Source organism: Nocardiopsis protaetiae, from assembly GCF_045446735.1.
In the GTDB taxonomy this organism is placed as follows: Bacteria; Actinomycetota; Actinomycetes; order Streptosporangiales; family Streptosporangiaceae; genus Nocardiopsis; species Nocardiopsis protaetiae.
Genome location: NZ_JBJJBV010000069.1, coordinates 1 through 20078 on the forward strand (window position 1 = coordinate 1; position 20078 = coordinate 20078).

The following is a 20078-nucleotide window of genomic DNA, read 5'->3' on the forward strand; positions in this document are numbered from 1 at the left end:
GGGTACCCGCGGCCCGGTCCCCGGTGGTACATGTGCAACGGCGGTGGTACATGTACGACTGTGATGGCGATGGCCATGGCAGCGGTGACGGCCCCACGACCCCGGGCGGGAGAGACGATGTTCGAGGAAGGCTGCGGTGCGGACGCGGTCGGCGCCCACCTGCTCGGTGCCGGTGTGCCGGGCGCCCTGGACCCCGGCGAGCGGGCCGCCGCCGACGCCCACCTGGCCGCCTGCCCCTCCTGCCGGGAGGAGGCGGGGGAGCTGGCGGTCGTCCCCCGCGCCCTGGCGGACCTGCCGCTGGACGCGTACCTGACGGACCTCCTGCTCACCCCCGACCGGATGGGCGACCTCGCCCGCCGGGTCCTGGAACGCGCGGCGGACGAGGACCCCGTGACGGACGGGACGCCGGCCGGGGACGGCGGCCGCCCCCGGACCGGCTCGGATCAGCCCGGGTAGCCGAGGGCGAGCAGCCTCGTCCGCAGCGCCCGCACCGCCTTGTGGGTGCGCGACTTGACCGTGCCCGCCGGGATGCCCAGGAGTTCGGCGGTCTCGTTGACGCTGAGCCCCAGGTAGTGGATGTGCACCAGGATCTCCCGCTGCGTCGGGGTCAGGTCGCGCATGGCCTGCGCGACCACCTGCGCGTTGACCACCCGCTCCGCCTCGTCGGCGGTCGGCGGGTCCTGGGCGTCGTCCGGGGGGACCTCCGCCGGGCGGACACTGCGGGCCCGGTGTGCGTCGATAGCCAGCCGCCGCACCACCGTGAACAGCCACGGCCGCAGCCTCTCGGGGGCGGTGTCCAGGTTCTCCCGCCCGCGCCAGGCGCGCAGCACGGCCTCCTGGACCAGGTCCTCGGCCCGGTGCAGGTCCCGGTCCACCAGGGTCAGGGCGTACCGCAGCAGGACGGGGCCGTGCAGGTCGCACACGGCGCGCACGAACTCCGCTCCGGGGGCACGGTCCCCCGCTTCCCGCGGCGCGACATCGACGGTCGCGGCGGCTCGGTGCGGTTCGGTGATCGGCGTCATGGCTGGTCGTGGCTCCGGGTTCTCGGTGACGTGTCGGGTGGACGTCAGCCATGAAACCGATCGCGTACTAAGGTGTCTGCGTACTCTTCTACACAAGGCGCCCACCACGTCCGATGTGTCGCACCGCACACCGCCGGGCCGGTGCGCCCCGCCCCCTACCCGGGGCGTTCCACAGCGACAGAGAACCCTCTCCATGGCTGAGACACCCCTTCCGGTCCGCACGGCACCGCCGGCGTCGCCGACACCACCGGCACCGTCGGCGTCACCATCCCCGCGCTCGGCCCGTCCGGTGCGCTTCCTCGTCTGGTTCCTGCACCTGGCCGCACCCCTGGCCGGCCTGTGGCTGCTGCTGGCGCGCCCGCACCTGGACGTGGAGTGGCACCACAACCCCGGCCACTTCTGGCTGGTGCTGGTCGTGTCCCTGCTCAACGTGGCCATGGGCCTGTGGATGGGGGTGGCCGCCCGCCGCCGCGACGACGGCCGCCTCTTCCTGGTGTCGCTGGCGTTCCTGTCCTCGGCCGGGTTCCTGGCCGTTCACGCGCTGCTCACCCCCGGCATGGTGGTCCACGACGCGGGCATCGGCTTCGACCTGTCCCACCCGGTGGGGCTGGTCATCGCCTCCGTGTTCGCGTTCGTGTCCTCCCTGGACCTGAACGCCGAGCGCGGCGCGCGCGTCATCCGGTTCGAACGCCTGCTGTGGATCCTGCTGGTCGGCCTCATGCTCGCCTGGACCGCCGCCGGGCTGCTGGGGATACCGCCCCTGCACCTGCCCGCCCAGCAGCGCGACGTCGAGGGCGTGATGGTGCCGATCGCGGCCGCCTCGGCGCTGCTGTACGTGGTCGCGGCGGTCCGCTACTTCCTCATGTTCCGGCGCTCGGCCTCCGCCGTGCTGCTCAGCCTGGTCACGGCGTTCGTGCTGCTGGCCGAGGCGATGGTCACGGTCATCCTCGCCGACAAGTGGCACCTGTCCTGGTGGCACTGGCACGTGCTGCTGGTGGCGGCGTTCGGGTTCATCGCCTACAGCGCCTACGTCCAGTACCGGCGCGAGGGCGCCACCGCCGGGGTGTTCGACGCGATCGTGCTGGAGGAGACCGCCCGCCGCATCCGCGCCGAGTACGAGGAGGCCATCGAGGAGTTCGTGGCCCTGCTCGGCGAGGGGGAGCGGGGCGACAGCGCGCCCAAGGGGGCCGACTTCGCCGCGTTCGCGGAGCGGTTCCGGCTCTCGGAGGGGCAGATCGCCGTGGTCGAGCGGGCCGCGGCCGCCCTGGCCGCCGAACGCGCCACCTCCCGGCGCCTGGCGGCGCTGGCCGAGGTCGCCCGCCGCACCCGGGTCGGCGACCAGGACGAGGACACGTTCGTGCGGTCGGTGCTGGAGGTCGTCCGCCCCGCCTACGGCGACGTGAACGTGGGCCTGGCCTCCGATGGGAAGGTCGGCATCGAGGACCGCGTCTACCCGGTCGACCCCTGCCCGCAGGCCGGGGCCGTGCGCGACGGCCGGTCGGTGCGCCCCCTGGTGGTGCGCGGCGGGACGGCGGGCATCCTGGAGGGGCCGCTCCAGGAGCGGGAGGACGACCCCGCGTCCCTGGCGGTCCTGGCCGGGCAGCTGTCCATCTCCCTGGAGAACGTGCGGCTCTACCGCGAGCTGGGCACCCTGTTCCGGCAGTACATGTCGCCGGACGTGGCCGCCTCCCTGCTGGCCGACCCCGACCAGGCGACGCTGGGCGGCCGGGTGGTGGAGGTGAGCGCCCTCTTCGCGGACCTGCGCGGGTTCACGACCTTCTCCGAGGCGGTGGAGCCCGCCGAGATCGTGCGCATGCTCAACCGCTACCACGGGGCCGCCGTCCCGGCGATCCTGTCCAACGGCGGCACCATCGTGCAGTTCGTCGGCGACGCCCTGCTGGCCCTGTTCAACGCCCCCGCCCGCCAGGCCGACCACGAGGTCCGGGCGGTGCGGGCCGCGCTGGCCATGCGCGACGCCTCCGAGCACATCGCGGCCGAGAACCCCGACTGGCCGCGGTTCCGCATCGGCGTCAACACCGGGCCCGCCCTGGTGGGCAACATCGGCAGCGAGGAGCTGCGCGGCTTCAACGCCATGGGCGACGCCGTCAACGTGGCCGCCCGGCTCCAGTCGCTGGCCGAACCGGGCCGGGTGGTGGTCGGCGACACCACGCTGCGGGGCCTGGGCGAGGGGGTCCGCTCCCGCTCCCTGGGCGACCTGGTGGTCAAGGGCCGCCAGGGCACCGTGCTGGCGCACGAGATCATCTCCCTGGGCGACGGAAAGGTGGCGCACACGCCATGAACGAGCGGGGCGGCACGACGGAGCGGGCCGAGTTCTGGGCCCAGCTCACCGACGAGGAGCGCGCGGACCTGCGCGCCTCGGGCGCGGTGCGCCGCTGGTCGCGCCGGGAGATCCTCTTCCACGAGGGCGGCGCCTCCGACCTGGTGCTGGTGGTGCTCGCCGGGCGGTTCAAGGTGTCCTCCCACACCGCGGGCGGCGTCGAGGCGGTGCTGGCGGTGCGCGGGCCGGGGAGCCTGGTCGGGGAGCTGGGCGTCATCGACGGCAGCCCCCGGTCGGCGACCGTGCAGGCCCTGGACGACCTGACCGCGCTGACCCTGGCCCCGGACCGGTTCGAGGCCTACCTCCAGCGGTGGCCGCGGGTGTCGCTGCTCCTGCTGCGCATGGTCACCTCCCGGCTGCGCGACGCCGACCGCAAACGCGTCGAGTTCGGCGCCCTGGACGCCGGGCGCCGGGTGGCCTCGCGCCTGGTGGAGCTGGCCGAGAAGTTCGGCCGCACCGCCGACGGCGCGGACGTGCGCCTGGACCTGCCGGTCTCCCAGGACGAGCTGGCCTCCTGGACGGGGGTGTCCCGGGCCGCGGTCAACAAGGCCCTCTCCCTGCTGCGCGCCCGCGGCTGGATCAGCACCGGCCGGATGAACATCACCCTCCACGACGTCCCCGCCCTACGTCACTACGCCGAAGACGCCTGACCGGCCCGGCCCCCGGCAGCGCTCTCCGGCCACCACTGGTCAAGTTTGACTACTTGCGGTCGCCCGCTTGAGCGGGACGGCGTCCGTCGGCGCCCTCCACCCTCCATTGGTCAAGTTTGACTGCCGGTGGTCGCCCGCGCGGCCGAGGTGGCGCCCGCCGGTGTCCTCTGGCCGCTGTTGGTCAAGTTCGACTACTGCGACCATCCACGTGGCCTGGGCGGCGCTCGTCGGCGCTTTTTGGTCGCCACTGGTCAAGTTTGACTGCCGGTGGTCGCCTGTGCGGCCGGGGCGACCCCCGTCGGTGTCCTTTGGCTGCTGCTAATCAAGTTCGACTACTTGCGGTCGCCCGCTTGAGCGGGACGGTGTCCGGCGGCGATTCCGGCCGCGGCGTCGGTCAGAAGCGCAGGACCCCGCCGGGCGCGTCGGCGGCGGAGTCGGCGAACTCCTGGAAGTCCATGTTGGCGATCTCCAGGTTCACGTGGATGGAGAAGACCTCCTCGGGGACGGTGCGGAACTCCGGGCCGGTCTCCGCCAGCAGGTCGAGCTCCTCCTGCTCCTCCTCGCCGTCGTAGATGTACAGGGCCAGGAGGGGGCGCAACCCGGGGTCGGCCATGGTCGCCGCGTCGGCGAGGAAGGCCACGGGGACCTCCTTGTCGCCGGCCAGCGCGGCGCGCACGTCGTCGGCGGAGGCGCCGGCCCACTCCGGGGCGTCCACGAAGTGGAAGAACGTGTCGAGCCCGTCGTACGGGAGGCTCTCCAGGCGGGCGCGCACCTCGCTCCAGGCGGCTTCGTCGCCGTAGTCGGTGCGCACGACCAGGGCGGCCCCCTCGGGGCGGTCGGTGATGGCCGGTGGCATGGGCGTGTCCTCTGTTGCTCCGGTGCTTCTTCGGGATCGGTCGGGCGGTGCGCCCGGGCCGCTGCCATCCCGGCGCACCGGTACCGCCCCCGGCCGACCGCCCCGGGGCGGTCGGCCGGAGACGGGCGTGGTCAGGGGAGGTCGGCGGGCAGGAGGGTGGTGAAGTCCTCGCGGGTGGCGGAGGCGCCCAGGCCGACCAGGCGGCCGGCCTGGCGGGTGATCATGCGTTCCAGGACCTGGCGGGCGTAGCGGGCGTTGCCGAAGGAGCCGTCGCGTTCCACCGTGGCGAAGTGGGCCGTGAGCGCGGTCAGGGTTTCGGGGCCGCATTCGTAGCCGGAGGTGGCGGCCATGCGGGTGACGATGGTGACCAGTTCGTCGTCGGAGTAGGAGGGGAATTCCACCCGGTGGTTGAACCGGGAGGCCAGGCCGGGGTTGGAGTCCATGAAGCGGTCCATCTCGGCCGGGTACCCGGCGACGATCACCGCGACCTCGTCGCGGTGGTCCTCCATCAGCTTGAGCAGGGTGTCCACGGCCTCCTGCCCGAAGTCGTTGCCCTCCCCCCGGGGCGTCAGCGTGTACGCCTCGTCGACGAACAGCACCCCGCCGCGGGCCCGCTCGAACACCTCCGCCGTGAGCTGCGCGGTGTGCCCCACGTACCGTCCGACCAGGTCCGACCGGGCGGCCTCCACCACGTGGTCGCCCGGCAGCACCCCCAGGGTGTGCAGCAGCCTGCCGTACAGGCGCGCCACCGTGGTCTTACCGGTACCGGGGGGACCGGTGAACACCAGGTGGTGGCTCATCGAGGACACCGGCAGCCCCATCGACCGGCGCTGCTCCGCCATGAGCAGCAGGTTGGCCAGGTCGTTCACGGTGTCCTTGACCTGGGCCAGCCCCACCAGCGCGTCCAGCTCCCCGCGCAGCTCGGTGATCTGCCGGTCGCGGTCCCCGGGGGACTCCCCGCCCGCCGCCTCCTCGCCCAGGTCCTGCGGCAGCAGCAGGGTCAGGGAGTCGTGGTCCTCGGGGGAGGTGGCGCCCAGCCGGTTGGCCTGCCGGTCGATCATCTCCTCGAACACCTTGCGGGCCTCGCGCGCGTTGCCGAACGTCGCCCCCTTGGGCATCCGCTCGAAGTGCGCGGCCAGCGCCGCCTCCGTCTCGGGGGCCAGCCGGTAGCTGTTGCCCTCGCAGAGCCTGCGCACGATCTCCACGAGCTCGCCGACCTCGTAGTTGACGAACTCGATGGTCTTGCTGAACCGCGAGGCCAGGCCCGGGTTGGCCGCGAGGAAGCGGTCCATGTCCTCGGTGTACCCGGCGACGATCACCGCGACCTCGTCGCGGTGGTCCTCCATCAGCTTGACCAGGGTGTCGATGGCCTCCCGGCCGAAGTCCGGTCCGTTGCCCCCCTCGCCGCCGGAGGAGAGCGTGTACGCCTCGTCGACGAACAGCACCCCGCCCTTGGCCTTCTCGAACACCTCGGTCGTCTTGATGGCGGTGCCGCCCACGTACTGCGAGACCAGGTCCGCCCGCGCCACCTCGACCACGTGCCCGTACCTCAGCACGTTCAGCTCGGCCAGGATGCGCCCGTACAGGCGGGCGACCGTGGTCTTGCCGGTGCCGGGCGCGCCCCCGAACACCAGGTGGCGGCTCATCGGCGGGGTGGGCAGGCCCATCTCGGCCCGCCGCTGCGCCATCCGGTTGCGGGTGACCAGGGTGCGCACCTCCTGCTTGACGTTGGCCAGGCCGATGAGGGCGTCCAGCTCCAGCATGGGCCCCTGTGCCTCCTCCGCCTCGCCGGGCTCGTCCGGCAGGGGCGCGAGCGGGACCGCCTCCCCGGCGGACTCCCCGAACGCGTCGGGGGAGCCGTTGCCCTGGCTGAGCAGGTCCTCGGTGCGGGCCCGGTCGCTGGCCACGGTCTGGCGCAGCCCGGAGCGGCCGTTGTCCCGCACCGTGCAGTCCTCGACCACCACCTCCTCGGTGGAGTGCACCAGGACGCCGTCGGCCCGGTTGCCGAACACCTCGCAGCGCCGCAGGGTCGCCCGCGCCCCCGCCGCCAGCAGGATGCCGCTGCGCCGACCCTCGCGCACCCGGGTCCGCAGCACCGTGGCCCGGCCGCCGGAGCGCACCGAGATCCCGTCGCCGGTGGAGGCGGAGATCTCGCAGTCCCGCAGGTCGGCCTCGGCGTCGGGGCCCACGGCGACGCCCGCCTCGCGGCTGTCCACGACCCGGGCGCCCTCCAGTTCCAGCCGCCCGCCCTCGCGGACCGCCACGGAGACGCTGCGGGTCCGCTCGAAGGTCATCCCCTCCAGCCGCCCCCGGGCCGACCCCTCCAGCAGGGCCCCGTGCCCGCCGGTGTCCTCGACCACCAGGCCGCGCAGGAACGGCGCGCCCCCGGTCACGACGACGCCGTGCCCGGTGGTGTTGCGGATCTCCCCGCGGTCGAACTCCACCACCCCGTCCTCGGCCAGCAGCAGCCCGCCGCCCCCGTCCACCCGCAGCCCCAGGAACGCGGTGGAGGCGCGCCCGCCCGAGCGGACCGCGTCCCCGCCCGCCCCCTCGACCAGGCAGCCCCCGAACACACCCCGGGCCCGCTCCGTCACGTGCACCCCCGAGCCCTTGGGGCGCAGCACCCTGACCCCGGACACCTGCGGGTCGCAGCCGCCGCGCACCACGATCCCGTCCCCGCCGACCTCCTCGACCGTGCAGTCCTCGACCACGGGCCGCGCCCGGCTGGACAGGGCGATGCCGTCCTTCTCGGTGCGGTGCACGTACAGGCCGCGCAGGGTCGTGGCGGCCCCGTCCTCCAGCGCCACCCCCGGCTTGCCGGTCGCCGTGATCTCGCACCCCTCCAGGGTCCCGGCGGCGTCGCCGCTGGCGAAGAGGCCGTTGCCGCCGGCGTCGCGCAGCACACAGGACCGGACCACCGGGCGTCCCTGCTCGCCCAGGACCAGGGCGCTGGTGCCGACGTCCTCGATCACGCACTCCTCGATGAGGCTCCGCCCCGGGGAGGTGATGACCACGCCCGCCCCCTCGGCGCAGCTGACCCGGGTGTCGCGCATGGCGACGGCGCCGGTGCCGCGCACCGACACCGCCGCCCAGGAGGCGCCGACGACCTCGCAGTCGGCCATCTCGACCTGGCCCGTGGGGATGTCCACGGTGGGGCGCTCCTCGTCGCGGCCGCGCAGGACCAGACCGGAGAGCTTCACCGCCTCGGCGCCGGAGAGCACCGTGCTCCCGGAGGAGCACGTGACCTCCACGCTCCCCCTGCCGTCGCGCGCGACCAGGGTGACCACCTCGCGCAGCACGAGGCTCTCCTCGTAGCGGCCGGGGGCGATGGTGATCAGGGCGCCGCCGGAGGCCGCCGCCACGGCCGCGGCGATCGTGTCGTGCGCTCCCTGGGCGCCGGGGTTGACGGTGAGGAGCTGCCTGCTCATCGTTGCCTTCCTTCGTGGACCGGCCGGGCGGCCGGGTGGGGGATTCAGGTGCAGGAGGCCCGCACGGCGGACGCGGCCACGTGGGCGCTCGCGCCCTCCTCGCCGGCGAGGGGGTCCGCGCCCGCGTTGGTGAGCTGGACGGTGAACTCCTCGGCGGGGGTGACGAAACCGGTCACCTGGACCCAGCCGCCGCGGACCTGCGACTGGTCGAACCCGAACACCGCCACCGGCGGCGCCTCGGTGCCCGCGCCCGGGTGGATGAGGTAGCGGGCCTCGCCGGGGGCGATCCACAGGGGGCTCTCGTCGTCGGGGACGTGCACGAACAGCTCGCAGGACGCGCCCGCGCTCCCGGGGGAGAAGGTCCACGCCGCGTGCTGGCCGTCGCCCTGCTCGGGGTCGCCGGAGACGGGGAGGGCGTCGTAGGTGCCGCCGCAGCCCTCGCCGTCGTAGCCGCCTGGGCGGGTCGCCCAGCTGTCGGCGCCCTCCGAGCTGGTCCAGCGGCCCTCGTGCCCGTAGGAGGTGCCGGGTGCGGCGGGGCAGCCCGGTCCGGCCACGGCGCGGTAGGAGTCCTCGACGGAGGTGAACCGCTCGGCCGCGCCCTCCAGGGGGGAGGTGTCCCCGCCCGCCCCGTCGGTGACGGGCGGGTCGGGGTTCAGCGGCCCCTCTCCACCGGGGTCGGCGGGGCCGCCCGGGTCGGCGGGGGTGTCCTGCTGGGAGAGGGCCGTCGCGCCCTCCCCGCCCCCTTCGCCGGTGCCCTGAGCGGAGGTACCCCCGCCGGTCGCCGCCTCGTCCCCGGCGGCGGTGCCGCCGTCGGAGGCCGCTCCGCCGCTCGACGAGCCGCCGTCCGACGACCCGTTGCCTGCGGAACCGCTCTCCCCGGACGTGCCCGAGGCCCCGCCCGCGCCGCCGTCGTCCGCGGTGCCGCCGTCGCCCGTGCCGCCCGCGCCACCTTCGCCTGCGGTGCCGTTGCCCGAGCCGCCGTCGCCCGCGGTGCCGTCGCCCGCACCGCCACCAGCCGTACCGCCGTCACCTGTACCGCCGTCGGCCGCGGTCCCCGCGGTCCCGGGCGCGTCCGCGCCGGACACGGCGGTGTCCCCGCCGCCCGTGGCGCCGTCGCCGTCCCCCGCGGCCGCGGGCCGCTCGCCCGTGCCGCCGGCGGGCGTGGAGGTCTCCACGGCCGAACCGCCGCCGGCGTCGCCCGGGTCGGGCATGGTCGGGACCGGGGTGTCGTCGCGGACCTGCGGCACGTAGCCGGTGTCCGGAACGGTGTCTGTGACCGGGGAGCCCCCGCCGACGTCGCCGCCCGGCACGAGCGCGGAACCCGTTCCCGCGTCCCCGCTCTGGCCGCCGCCCGCCTGAGCCTGCCCCTGCTGCCCCTGCCCGGGGAGCGTCCCCGACACCGGGTCCCGGGCGGCCGCGACGTCCAGGCTCATCACGGGTCCGCCGGTGACCACGGCGAAGGGCGCCGCCACCAGGATGAGCCCGGCGATGGCCGCACCGGCCAGCATCGGGGCCCCGGGGCGGTCCAGCGCGGGCTCGGCCTCCGGGGCGCCACCCCGGTCGGGGCCGGTGACCACCGAACCCACCCGGCGGTCGGGGGCCTGGTCGCCCTCCACCGCCGCGGGCACCGCGTCGGCGTCCCGCGGCGCGGTCGCCTCCACGGCCTCCGCGGCCTCCGCCGCCTGCGGGGCGACCGGCGCGGGGCGCTCCGCCGCGGCGGGCTCCCCGGTGTTCAGGGCCGACCGGAACGCCTCCTTCGGTCCGGCCGCGTCCACCGGTCCGGCCGCGTCCACCGGGGCGGGCGCCGCGGGCGGGACGGCCCCCTCGGGGGACCCGTCCCCCGGCGTCGCGCTCGGGCTCATCGGCGTCCTCCCTGCTGTCCCTCGCCGCCGACGGTCCCCGCGATGTCGGTGTTGGCGTCCTCCGCGGCCTGGAAGCTCCCCGCCGAACCGACGGTGCCGTCGGCGGCCTGGCGCTGGGCCACGGCGATGTAGTCCAGCAGCGTGTAGAGGTACTCCTCCGACTCGCCGATCAGCTTCTGCATCTGCTCGGCGTACTCGCCCTTCTCACCCCACGGGGTGCCCAGCGGCTCGCGCGCGGAGCGCGTGTACGCCACCAGCTCGTCGGTGTAGTCGGCCGCATCGTGGATGCGTGTGCCGTCCCTGCCCATCCCCTCGGGGAAGACGGAGAGGTTCTCGCCCTCCGCTGGCATAGCCGGTCCTCCTTCGGTTCCGTGCTCGGCGCGGTCGTGTCCGCCGGCGTCCGCTAGCGCAGGTCGTCCAGGGAGACGCCCATGCGGCGCAGCGTCTCCTCCGGGTCCAGCTCGCCGCGCATGGCCGCCGCGGCGTCGACCCCCTCGGGGGTGAAGGCCTTGTAGATCTCGGCCGCGCGGTCGGCCATCTGCCGCTGCGCCCGCCCGACGACCTCCACGATCGCCGCGGACAGCTCGGCCGGGGCCATGCTCCGGTAGCCGTCGGTGTGGAACTTCAGCTCAGTCAGCCGACCCGTCCCGTCCACCGTCGCCGCCACCAGCCTGTTCTTGGCGACGGCCTCTTCTGTTGCCGACTCCAGGCTTGCGCTTGCGTCCGAGAGTTCCCTCATCGTCGTGTGAAGCCGTTCCAGTTCGGCCTCCATCTGCTCCCGCATCGACGAACTCATGGCGGGCCGCTCCCTTCTTCTTTCCGCCGGGCTCGGGTCGCCCGAGCACGGATCGCTGCCGGTTCTTGTCGGTGCCCCAGACCTTCTCGTCCTCGGAGAGCCAGGTGGAGCGGTTGCGGTCGCGGTTCTCGCCGCCGCCACCGCCGCCCCCCATACCGCCCATCGGCGGCATCATCGGGGGCATCATGGGCGAGCCCATCCCGCCCGTGCCGTCGGCGCCCGCCGCGCCCACGGCGCCGCCGGGACCCGCCGCCCCGGCACCGGCCCCGCCGCCCGCGCCCGCCTGGGCCTGGACGCCGCCGCCCGCCTGGGTGGGGGTCGCGAACATGTCGCTGCGGTCCACCGACCCGGGGGCGCCGCTCCCGCCGGAACCGCCGGAGGACGGGTCGTTCCCCCCGGAACCCCCGTAGTTGAGCCCCTCCGGACCGCCGCTCTCGAACCGCGGCGGCGGATAGGTCAGGTCCTCGGGTACGTCGAACCCGTCCTTGATCGCCTCGCCGGTGTCGGGGTCCACGGGGTAGGGGATGCCGGTGTCGGGGTCGACCTCGGCCGGTCCCCCGGTGACGGGGTTGATCGGTGTGTTCTCGGAGCCGCCGGGGAAGTTCGTGTCCATCCCCGGGTCCACCGGCGGCGGGCTGAAGGAGTCGGGCGGCAGCGGCCGCCCGGTGACGGGGTCGATCGGGTCCACCTGGCCGGTGACCGGGTCGTAGTTGATGGGCAGGCCCGTGTCCGGGTTGTAGGGCAGGCCGGTCTCGGGGTCGACCGGGTAGGGCCGCCCGGTCCCGGGATCGATCGGCAGCCCCGTCTCCGGGTCCATGTCGAGCCGTGTCCCCCCGCCCGGGGAGACCGGCTCGCCGGTGACGGGGTCGATCGGCGCGACCTCCCCGGTCCCGGGGTCGAAGTTGATGGGCAGGCCGTTGTCGGGGTTGTAGGGGATGCCTGTGTCCGGGTCGACGGGGTAGGGCCGCCCGGTCCCGGGGTCGATCGGCAGCCCCGTCTCCGGGTCGATGTCCAGCACGGGGGGTGCGCCCCCCGGCCGCCGGTCGCCACCGGAACCGCCCGAACCGCCCGAACCGGGGAAGTTCGTGGACAGCGGCGGGGGCGGCGGCGGGATCACACCGCCGTTGCCGCCGCCCGTTCCGGGGAAGTCCGTGTCCGCCCCGGGCGGGGGAGCGGTGGCACCGTCCCCCGTGCCGGGGAAGTTCGTGGACAGCGGAGGAGGCGGCGGGGGGACCGCCCCGCCGTTGCCACCGCCGACCGGCGGGGGAACCGAGGTGCCGTCGCCCGTGCCGGGGAAGTTCGTGGACATCCCGGGCGGGGGCGGCGGCGCGCCGGTCGTGCCGTCCGGGCCGCCGCTGCCACCGCCCTCACCGCTGCCGGACCCGTCCCCGCCACCGCCGGTGTCGAAGTTCAGGTCGGGGCCGCCGTCGCCGCCTCCGCCGGTGCCGTCCCCACCGCCACCCGCGCCGTTGCCGTCACCGCCGCCGGTGTCGAAGTTCAGCTCCGGCGGCGGTTCGACCTCCGGCGGGCCGTTGCCGTCCCCGCCGCCCCCGGTGTCGTAGTTCAGCTCCGGCGGCGGCTTGATCTCGGGCGGGCCGTCGCCCCAGTCGATCTTGATCGTCTCGGGGCCGCCGTTGCCGTTGCCGTCCCCGCCGCCAGGCCCATCGTTGTCGCCGGGGCCGACCATGCTCATCGGCAGACCCCCCTTGGGGGTCTCGATCTCCTCCAGGTTGGTGTACGCCCGCTTGTACAGCTCGTCCATCTTGTCGTACAGCGCGTCCGCGGCCTCGATGATGCGCGAGTGCTTCCTGCGCCAGCGGTTCTTCAGCTCGTTGTTGATGTTGCTGTTCGTGGGGGGATCGCCGGGGATCCCGTAGACCGGCGGGTCCTGGTGGATGAGGACCTGGAACTGGTTGCGGGCGGAGTTCCACTGCTCGCTGCCGGCGCTCATGCCGTGGTACCAGTCGTCGAGGATGCGGCGCATGCCGCTGCCGGGGTCGTTGAAGACCTCCGTCACCGCCGTCTGGAGCTCCAGGGCCTTGGCCTTGATGGGTTCGAGGATGGGCTCCAGCTGCTTGTGGTTGTCGTTCACCTGGTTCTTGAGGTCCAGCAGCCGGCGCGAGAAGTCGAAGAGCCGGGCCGCGTAGGCCGACGCGGCCGAGCCCATCATCGGCCCCTCCGGAACGTCGAGCTCCTGGTAGGCCTTGCGCATCTTCTCGCTGTGCGTGTCCAGCATCTTGGCCAGGGCGCTGAGGTCCTTGATGAGGTCCAGCAGCGAGGTGCCCCGGAAGGAGGACGAGCCCACCGTCCCGGACATGGAGTCGGGGATGAGGCCGGCGAGTTTGGTGAGGGCGTTGCGGAACTTCGCCTCGGGCGAGTCGGGCCCGTCCCACAGCTGCTCGCCCATCGTGTAGCCGGCGTAGTCCCAGCCGTTGGGCACGTAGTACCCGCCGCCGTAGCCGCCGACGTACTGCTGGCCGGGCTTGCGCATCCGCCACCAGCGGTTCATCTCGTGGCCGCCGTAGTCGAACTCGAAGCCGACGAACGGCTTGGTGTCCTTGGCGAAGTGGTAGCGGCCGTGGTCCAGCCAGTGCGCTTCCGGACCGATGAGGGTGTCGATGCTCGGCATGGGCGGGTAGAGGCCGCCGTCGCCGGAGTCGGCGATGATGTTCATGATCTCGTGGAGTGGGGGCACTGTTCCTCCGGTGTGCTCGGGCGCGCGGCGGTTCCGGTCCTTCCTGTCAGGGGGTCGTGGACCCGCCGCCGCCTCCGGTCGCCCCGGGCGGGCTGCCGATCAGATAGACGACCTGGCCCGCGTTGAGCACCTGGTCCTCCTCCAGCTCCTCGAACACGTTGATGTTGATCTCCAGCTGGTCGGTGATCTCGTCGAGCTCCTTGCGGAACTTCTTCATGATCGAGTAGAGGCTTGCCATGGACCGGTCGATCCTGCCGGTCAGGTCGCTCGCGCTCTTGAGCAGCGCCGGGTTGCCCAGCAGGACGACGTTGGCGCCCTTGTCGCCCGTGCCCGCGCCCTCGAAATCGCTGAAGTTCGTGATGTGGGTGCCGAGGTCGGTGTTGAGCGTGCCGACGTACTCCTGCTGGAAGCTCCGCAGCCGGGGCACGTCGATCTTGGTGCCCTCGCCCTCCTTGGAGCCGCTGCCGCCACTGCCGCCGCCGCTCCCGTCGCCTCCGTTGCCGCCGCCCTTGTCGTCGTCGCCCGGCTTCTCCTTGTCGTCCTCGTCGTCGCCGTCCCCCTTGTCGTCCTCGTCGTCGTCCTCGTCGTCCTTCTTCTCGCCCTCGTCCTCCTCGTCGCCCGCGCTGCCACCGCCGCCACCGCCGCCACCACCGCCGCCGGTCTGGCCGCCGCCCGTCGTGTCCGTGGTCGTGGGCTTGGGCTTGGTGACCACGGGGTCGGGGGCCGGTCCGTACATGCCCTCGCCGGTGATGGGGTCGAACGCGAAGGAGTCGTCCCCGCCGCCGCCACCGCCCCCGCCGCCCTGGTCGTCGCCGACCGGGGTCACCACGGGCTCGGGGTCCGGCTCTCCCTGCTCTTCTCCGGGCCGGTCACCGGTGCCGTCGGTGTCGTCGGGGTTCACCAGACGCGACTGGACGGGCGGGTCCTCCGGCACCTCGGGCGCCGGGCCGTACATGCCGTCACCGGTGATGGGGTCCTCGGCGTAGGAGCCGTCGCCCTCACCGCTTTCGTCTCCCCCACCGCTTTCGCCGCCCTCGCCGCCGGAGCCGGTCCGGTCGCCGGACGGGCCGCCGCTCCCGTCGCCTTCCGGGTCGGGCCGCGGGTCGGGGACGGGGTCCGTGACCCGCTCGCCGCCGTTCTGCTCCGGTACCTGCGGCGCGGGGCCGTACATGCCGTCGCCGTCGATGGGGTCGTACTCGGAGGAGTCGCCCTTCTCACCGCCGGTGTCCCCGCCCCCGGTGTTCCCGTCGCCCGTGTCCCCGTCATCGGAGTCCTCGCCGGGCCGCCCGTCGCCGCCACCGCCGCCGGGGGCCTCCCGATCCTCCTCGGGGTCGGGTTCGCCCTTCCCGCCGTCGCCGCCGGTGTCGCCACCGCCGTCGGCGCCACCGCCATCGGTGTCGCCGTCGCCGGTCCCACCGCCGCCTTCGCCGCTTTCGGAGCCCTCCTCGTCCCGGTCCCCGTCCTCCCCGTCTTCTCCGTCTTCTCCGTCCTGCCCGGTCTCCCCGTCCTCCTCGGCCGCCGGCGGCTCGACGGTGATCAGCCCGGTCTCGGGGTCGACCGACACCGTCCCCTCGCCCGGGTCGACCGTGACCTCCCCGGTCTCCCCGTCCGTGACGATGCGCACGTCGCCGATCTCGACGGTGACGTCCGCGAACTCGCCCTTGATCGGGTTCACCTCAAGGGTGCCCGTGGCCGGGTCGATCACCATGCTCAGCCCGCCCGCCTCGACCGTGATCGGCTCGGCGTCGGGGTCCAGGGGGACGTTCTGCCCGGAGGGCTCGACCTTCACCAGCCCGGCCTCGGGGCCCACGGTGATCTTCAGGTCCTCGGCGAGGATGACGGTCTCGCCGGTCTTCGGGTCGACGGTCACGATCGGGCCCAGGGCCTCCGCGGCCTCCCCGATCTCCGCGGGCGCGCTGATGGGGACCGCCTCGATCGGCGCCGAGACCGGCACGCCCTCCTGCGCGGGGAGCATCTCGGTGAAGCCGCCCCGGAGGTCGCCCTGGGAATCCCCCTCCCCGGGCTCCCGGACCGAGACCACGTGCACCGGCTCCAGCGGGGTCGCCGGGGATTCCGCCACCAGGGGCTCGGCCGCCACCGGCTCGGTCACCACCCCCTCCGTGGAGCCCTCCACCGACGCGGGCACACCCACGGCACCGTCCACCGGCGTGAGGATCTCCCCCTGGACCCGCATGCCCGCCACCAGCGGCGACCCCTCGGCGGTCGCGCCCATGACGAGGAACCCGTCGCGCCGCCCCACACCGCCGGGCACGTCGGGGTCGAGGGTCACCTCCCCGCTGAGCGCGTCCGCCTCGACCGTGCCGGAGCGGTTGGTCATCGTCAGCAGGCCGGTGGCGAGGTTCAGGCTCAGGGGTGCACCGACCCCCTGCCCGCCGCCGGAGGTGCTCTCCTGGGCGGTGGCCAGCACGGTCACCGCCTCCTGCTCCTCCCCGTCCTCGACGGGGACCTCCGGTTCACCGGAGAGGGCGGCGCGAACGTCGTACAGCGATTCGGACACGTTCTCTGTCTCCTGACCGCCCGCGCGTCGGGCGTCATCCGAAGGAGGGGAGGGAGGGGTCCGGGCCCGCGGACGGACGGGCCCGGACCCGGAACGCCGCCGGCCACCGGGGCCGGCGTGCCGGTGGCGGCCTTACAGCAGGGCGGCCCAGTTCATGGCCTCGCGGCGGTCGGTGCCGGAGTAGTTGTTGCGGATGTCGTTGAGGGCGACCTGCGCCTTGCCCAGCAGGGTGCGCATGTCGGCCACGTTCAGCCGCCAGGCCTTGACCTTGACCTCGTAGTTCTCCTTGGTCTCACCTTCGAGGTCGGCCAGGACCGCCCGCATCTTGGCGTCGAGCTCCTCGATCTGGCGGGCCACGTCCTCGGTCTGCTGGACCAGGCGGGTGGTGGCCTCGTCGACGTGGGCGTAACTGACGTCGAAACCGTTCATTGCTTCCGTTCCCTTCGGGGGGTTGCGTGGAGGACGGCGCCGCGCGCGGGCGTGGCGGTCCGCGGGCGGCTCCGGTCGGGCGCGCCCGCCGGGGACGGCCCGGGAGGCGGCACGGTGCGCGGCCCGGTGGGCCGCACAGGGCGCGCCGCGCTGCTCAGCCGCCCTGGTTCGGGTTCAGGTCGTCCATCCACCGCGAACCGGTCAGGATGGCCTGGTCCTCGGTGGCGTTCATGGCCTGCACCGTGCCGCCGAACGTGCCGATCATCTGGTTCATGTCGTTGGTGATGAGCCGCAGCTCCTCCAGCCAGCCCACCAGGGCCTCGCTGTAGCGGTTGGAGGCCGCGCCCTGCCAGGACGTGCGCAGGCCGTCGCGGGTGTCGTCGACCTCGCGGTAGATCCGGTTGCACGCGGTGTGGGCCTCCGTCATCGCCTCCTGGGCGATCCTGTTGGCCTCGTCGGTACTGCGTGTTCTGCCCGTCATGGTTCATCTCCTCTGGTGATCGGTCGCTAGGGGCAGGGGCTGCCCCCGGTCGGGGGCGAGGACACCGGCGGGAGCACGGCCGCGTCCTGGCTCAGCAGGGGTCCGGTGGGGAGCACCCGGAGCAGGGACGTCGGCAGGGGTACCGCCTCGTCCTCGCCGTAGCCGAGTGCGCCCAGGGCGGCGGCGTCCGCGACCGGGTATTTGGCGGCGGCGTCCGTCACCACGAAGTAGGTGGGCGCGGCCTCCGAGCCCGCGAGGGCCCGGGCGCGCACCGGGCCGCCCCGCCCGCTGGGGATGCCGACCAGGTCGGGGGTGGGGCAGCCGGGTTCGACGAAGGGGTGCTCCGGCACCGGCCACGCCTGGAGGGTCCCGGGGGCGTCCAGGGTGAGTTCCATGGAGCCGTCGGGCTCCCAGCGCAGGCAGGGGACGCCCCGGCCCGCGTCCAGGGCGGTGGGCGGCGCCGGGGGCAGGCCCTCGGCGCCGGTCGGGGCGCCCTCGGCGGCGAGGTCGGCCTGCACCTCGGCGGCGGGCAGCGGCACGGGTTCGGGGGAGGCCCCGGCGTAGGCGGGGCCGGATACCCCGGTGTCGCCCAGGACCAGCAGGGCCTGGGTGAGGGTGAGCGGCACCAGGCCCTCCCGGGCCAGCAGGTAGTGCTGGTCGTCCTGGCCGGGGATGGACACCGCGAACACCTGGCCCACCAGCCGCGGGGCCCCGGCCAGCTCGCGGCCCTCCTCCCCGGCGCCGGGGACGTCGGGGGCGGCCAGGTCGGGGCCCTCGGGGACCGCGTTGAGGAAGGCGGAGGACACCGGCAGGACGGGGCTCGTGCCGTAGCCGAGGGATTGCAGGGCCCCGGAGGACTCCTCCAGGCGCAACCGCATGCCCTGCCACAGCAGGTACACGGTCCCGTCCGGCCCCGAGACCGGGAAGGCCGCGTCCGGGCCCGCCACCCACGGCGGCGGGGCCTCGCCCACCACCAGCGCGGTCCGCCCCCGCTGCGCGTCCTGTCCTGCGCCCGGCTCCAGCGCGCACAGCCGCCACACGTCCCCGGCGCCGCCCTCGGGCAGGGCGTCGGGCGCCCCGGCGATCCCCACCGGCCCGCCCATCGTCTCCCCCTCCAGGGAGCGCTGCGAGACCAGGCTGGGGGTGGCGCCCGCGCCCAGGGCCAGCCGGGCCGAGGCCAGGTTGGCGACGGGGCGGAGCATGCCGCCCGCGTACAGGTAGGTGGCGCCGCCGTTGCGGTCGATGACGATCCGGCCCTCCTGGCGCCAGGAGGTGGCGCCGCCAGGGAAGATCAGGCCGACCACGAGGAAGCCGATGCAGATCAGCGCGCCCAGGCCGATGCCCACGTAGTTCCCGGTGCGGGTGCGCCGCATCGGGGCGTCCACGGCGTCGGGGTCGCCCTCCAGCATCGCGGTCCCCAGGCGTCCCACCGTGAAGTTGTGGGCCATGACACGGTCGCGGCGTGACTGCATGTCAGCCCCCGATCCCGCGCAGCAGGCCGTACACCTCGAACAGGGCCAGTACCAGCGGGATCAGCGCGGCGCACAGCACCACCTGGAGGATCTCCGCGGCCCGGCCCCAGTGCGGCAGCGGCCGGGTCCCGGGCAGGCTCCAGGAGACCACCGCGAGGACCGCGGTGGCGCCGAACAGCCCGAGGACCGCGAGCAGCCGGCCCAGCGGCTCCGCGCCCCAGGCCAGCGCCAGGGCCAGGACGCCGAGCCCGGACCAGGGCGGGGCCACCATGAGGAAGCGCTGCCAGGAGCTGCCCAGCCCCCGGGCCTGGAGCAGCATGACCAGGGCCAGGACCACGGTGATCGTGACGGGCACCCAGCCCGGGGTCGTGGCCAGGACGGCCAGGCAGACCGCGAGCACCGCGCCGGTCGCGGCGTACAGGGCGGTCTGGAAGCGGTCGGCCAGCGCCGTGCGGTCCAGGACCCGCCGGGCCGGGAGGGGGTCGATCTCCTCCTGGAGCTGCCGCGTGTTCGACGGCAGCGCGGGCAGTTTCAGGCCCGAGAGCCGGAACGCCAGCTGCGGCGCGTAGGTGCCCAGGAACAGGGCGACCAGCGCCACCAGGGCGGCCGCCTCCGGCACGGAGGTGCCCGGCAGGAACATCAGGGCCAGGCCGCCGACCACACCCAGGATCTCGACCGTGAACAGGCCGGTGAAGAACGGCACCGCCCCGGCCACCGCGGCCATCCCGAGCACGCTCGCCCCGGCGGCGGTCACCGAGGCGGTCAGCAGGACGGCGCCGCTGAACAGCGTTCCGGGCTCGCCGGTGGGCACCAGGGCCCCGGCCAGCGCCATGGCCGCCGTCGCCGCCCCGGCCAGCCCCGCCGCCGCGCCGCGGTCGGCCATGGCCCGGGAGGCGGCCCAGGCCGACAGCAGCATCAGCCCCGCCGAGCAGCCCGCGCCCAGCACGGTGAACAGGTTGCGCCCCCCGGCCGCGAGCACGGCCAGGCCCACGGCCAGCACCGCCAGGCCCATGACCTGGAGGAACACGCGGGTGTGCGCGGGCCCCCACCGGTCGGAGCGCTCGCCCATGCCGGTGGCGACGCCGTCGACGACGTCGTCGAAGTGCACCGGGGGCAGCTGCTCGCGGCGGGGCCGCAGGTAGAGGGTCTCCCCGTGGCACAGCCCCAGGGACGCCGGCGTCTCGCTCTCGTCCAGGGGGTCGTCGCCCAGCTGCTGGAGGACCCAGCCGTCGTGTTCCAGGCCGCTCTCGTCCAGGTCCTCGCCGTCGTCGCCCTCGGCGTACAGCACGAGGGTCGGGAGGATTTCGGACAGGGGGACCTCGACCGGTGCCGCGATCTCGAAGGCGCGCCCGGGCGCGCGTATGAGCAGGCGGCAGGGGTCGGCAGCGGAGGATTCGTTCATCCTGAGCCGATCGGTGGGGGGTGAGGGGGTGGTGGGGTTCGAGGGGGGTCGTTACTGAACGCCACAGACACTAACACTTAGATATCGGATTCTGGCCTTGTGTTGGTTTAAGTATCCGGATTTGTGACC

Annotated in this window: 15 protein-coding genes; 3 read left to right on the forward strand and 12 right to left on the reverse strand. The window is 74.4% G+C overall.

Features of this window, described 5'->3' with window-relative positions; genetic code table 11:
* Positions 1-117: 117 nt before the first annotated feature.
* Positions 118-456, forward strand: a complete 339-nt coding sequence (locus ACJOT3_RS13125; protein WP_406972374.1) for a zf-HC2 domain-containing protein — start codon at positions 118-120, stop codon at positions 454-456.
* Here the strand turns inward: ACJOT3_RS13125 and ACJOT3_RS13130 are convergent.
* Positions 444-1022, reverse strand: a complete 579-nt coding sequence (locus ACJOT3_RS13130) for a sigma-70 family RNA polymerase sigma factor (RefSeq protein ID WP_406972376.1) — start codon at positions 1020-1022, stop codon at positions 444-446. The genes ACJOT3_RS13125 and ACJOT3_RS13130 overlap by 13 nt on opposite strands.
* A 289-nt stretch (positions 1023-1311) precedes the next feature.
* Here ACJOT3_RS13130 and ACJOT3_RS13135 point away from each other — a divergent pair, with 289 nt between their 5' ends.
* Complete coding sequence (locus ACJOT3_RS13135; RefSeq protein ID WP_406972378.1) at positions 1312-3321, forward strand: adenylate/guanylate cyclase domain-containing protein; 2010 nt, start codon at positions 1312-1314, stop codon at positions 3319-3321.
* On the forward strand, positions 3318-4010 hold the full coding sequence (locus tag ACJOT3_RS13140) for a Crp/Fnr family transcriptional regulator (protein WP_406972380.1): 693 nt from the start codon (positions 3318-3320) through the stop codon (positions 4008-4010). The genes ACJOT3_RS13135 and ACJOT3_RS13140 overlap by 4 nt, the downstream gene beginning before the upstream one ends.
* A 394-nt stretch (positions 4011-4404) precedes the next feature.
* Here ACJOT3_RS13140 and ACJOT3_RS13145 read toward each other — a convergent pair whose 3' ends face one another.
* The 11 genes from ACJOT3_RS13145 to eccD form a co-directional block, all read right to left on the reverse strand.
* Complete coding sequence (locus ACJOT3_RS13145; protein ID WP_406972382.1) at positions 4405-4866, reverse strand: DUF6924 domain-containing protein; 462 nt, start codon at positions 4864-4866, stop codon at positions 4405-4407.
* 131 nt (positions 4867-4997) lie between these two features.
* Positions 4998-8294 (reverse strand): right-handed parallel beta-helix repeat-containing protein, encoded by a 3297-nt coding sequence (locus ACJOT3_RS13150; protein WP_406972384.1) that lies wholly within the window; start codon positions 8292-8294, stop codon positions 4998-5000.
* Positions 8295-8338: 44 nt separating this feature from the next.
* On the reverse strand, positions 8339-10156 hold the full coding sequence (locus ACJOT3_RS13155; RefSeq protein ID WP_406972386.1) for a hypothetical protein: 1818 nt from the start codon (positions 10154-10156) through the stop codon (positions 8339-8341).
* Positions 10153-10506 carry a hypothetical protein gene (locus ACJOT3_RS13160; RefSeq protein WP_406972388.1) on the reverse strand — a complete coding sequence of 118 codons (354 nt, stop codon included), beginning with the start codon at positions 10504-10506 and terminating at the stop codon, positions 10153-10155. Before ACJOT3_RS13160 ends, ACJOT3_RS13155 begins: the two co-directional genes overlap by 4 nt.
* 53 nt (positions 10507-10559) lie before the next feature.
* Positions 10560-10895 (reverse strand): YbaB/EbfC family nucleoid-associated protein, encoded by a 336-nt coding sequence (locus tag ACJOT3_RS13165; protein ID WP_406972390.1) that lies wholly within the window; start codon positions 10893-10895, stop codon positions 10560-10562.
* Positions 10786-13647 carry a hypothetical protein gene (locus ACJOT3_RS13170; protein ID WP_406972392.1) on the reverse strand — a complete coding sequence of 954 codons (2862 nt, stop codon included), beginning with the start codon at positions 13645-13647 and terminating at the stop codon, positions 10786-10788. Before ACJOT3_RS13170 ends, ACJOT3_RS13165 begins: the two co-directional genes overlap by 110 nt.
* Before the next feature lie 46 nt (positions 13648-13693).
* On the reverse strand, positions 13694-16165 hold the full coding sequence (locus ACJOT3_RS13175) for a hypothetical protein (RefSeq protein ID WP_406972394.1): 2472 nt from the start codon (positions 16163-16165) through the stop codon (positions 13694-13696).
* Positions 16166-16297: 132 nt separating this feature from the next.
* Positions 16298-16594, reverse strand: a complete 297-nt coding sequence (locus ACJOT3_RS13180; RefSeq protein WP_406972396.1) for a WXG100 family type VII secretion target — start codon at positions 16592-16594, stop codon at positions 16298-16300.
* 154 nt (positions 16595-16748) lie between these two features.
* Positions 16749-17075 carry a hypothetical protein gene (locus tag ACJOT3_RS13185; protein WP_406972398.1) on the reverse strand — a complete coding sequence of 109 codons (327 nt, stop codon included), beginning with the start codon at positions 17073-17075 and terminating at the stop codon, positions 16749-16751.
* A gap of 26 nt (positions 17076-17101) precedes the next feature.
* The gene (gene eccB / locus ACJOT3_RS13190) at positions 17102-18547 is read right to left on the reverse strand and encodes a type VII secretion protein EccB (protein WP_406972400.1); all 1446 of its coding nucleotides are present in this window, start codon (positions 18545-18547) and stop codon (positions 17102-17104) included.
* A gap of 1 nt (position 18548) precedes the next feature.
* The gene (gene eccD, locus ACJOT3_RS13195; RefSeq protein ID WP_406972402.1) at positions 18549-19949 is read right to left on the reverse strand and encodes a type VII secretion integral membrane protein EccD; all 1401 of its coding nucleotides are present in this window, start codon (positions 19947-19949) and stop codon (positions 18549-18551) included.
* Positions 19950-20078 lie beyond the last annotated feature (129 nt).

What these genes read in the sequence shown, in the direction of transcription:
- ACJOT3_RS13165 (WP_406972390.1), bottom strand. Translation starts at nt 10,895, where the DNA reads ATGAGGGAACTCTCGGACGCAAGCGCAAGCCTGGAGTCGGCAACAGAA.
- ACJOT3_RS13150 (WP_406972384.1), bottom strand. Translation starts at nt 8,294, where the DNA reads ATGAGCAGGCAGCTCCTCACCGTCAACCCCGGCGCCCAGGGAGCGCAC.
- ACJOT3_RS13185 (WP_406972398.1), bottom strand. Translation starts at nt 17,075, where the DNA reads ATGACGGGCAGAACACGCAGTACCGACGAGGCCAACAGGATCGCCCAG.
- ACJOT3_RS13125 (WP_406972374.1), top strand. Translation starts at nt 118, where the DNA reads ATGTTCGAGGAAGGCTGCGGTGCGGACGCGGTCGGCGCCCACCTGCTC.
- ACJOT3_RS13160 (WP_406972388.1), bottom strand. Translation starts at nt 10,506, where the DNA reads ATGCCAGCGGAGGGCGAGAACCTCTCCGTCTTCCCCGAGGGGATGGGC.
- eccB (WP_406972400.1), bottom strand. Translation starts at nt 18,547, where the DNA reads ATGCAGTCACGCCGCGACCGTGTCATGGCCCACAACTTCACGGTGGGA.
- eccD (WP_406972402.1), bottom strand. Translation starts at nt 19,949, where the DNA reads ATGAACGAATCCTCCGCTGCCGACCCCTGCCGCCTGCTCATACGCGCG.
- ACJOT3_RS13180 (WP_406972396.1), bottom strand. Translation starts at nt 16,594, where the DNA reads ATGAACGGTTTCGACGTCAGTTACGCCCACGTCGACGAGGCCACCACC.
- ACJOT3_RS13155 (WP_406972386.1), bottom strand. Translation starts at nt 10,156, where the DNA reads ATGAGCCCGAGCGCGACGCCGGGGGACGGGTCCCCCGAGGGGGCCGTC.
- ACJOT3_RS13145 (WP_406972382.1), bottom strand. Translation starts at nt 4,866, where the DNA reads ATGCCACCGGCCATCACCGACCGCCCCGAGGGGGCCGCCCTGGTCGTG.
- ACJOT3_RS13140 (WP_406972380.1), top strand. Translation starts at nt 3,318, where the DNA reads ATGAACGAGCGGGGCGGCACGACGGAGCGGGCCGAGTTCTGGGCCCAG.
- ACJOT3_RS13130 (WP_406972376.1), bottom strand. Translation starts at nt 1,022, where the DNA reads ATGACGCCGATCACCGAACCGCACCGAGCCGCCGCGACCGTCGATGTC.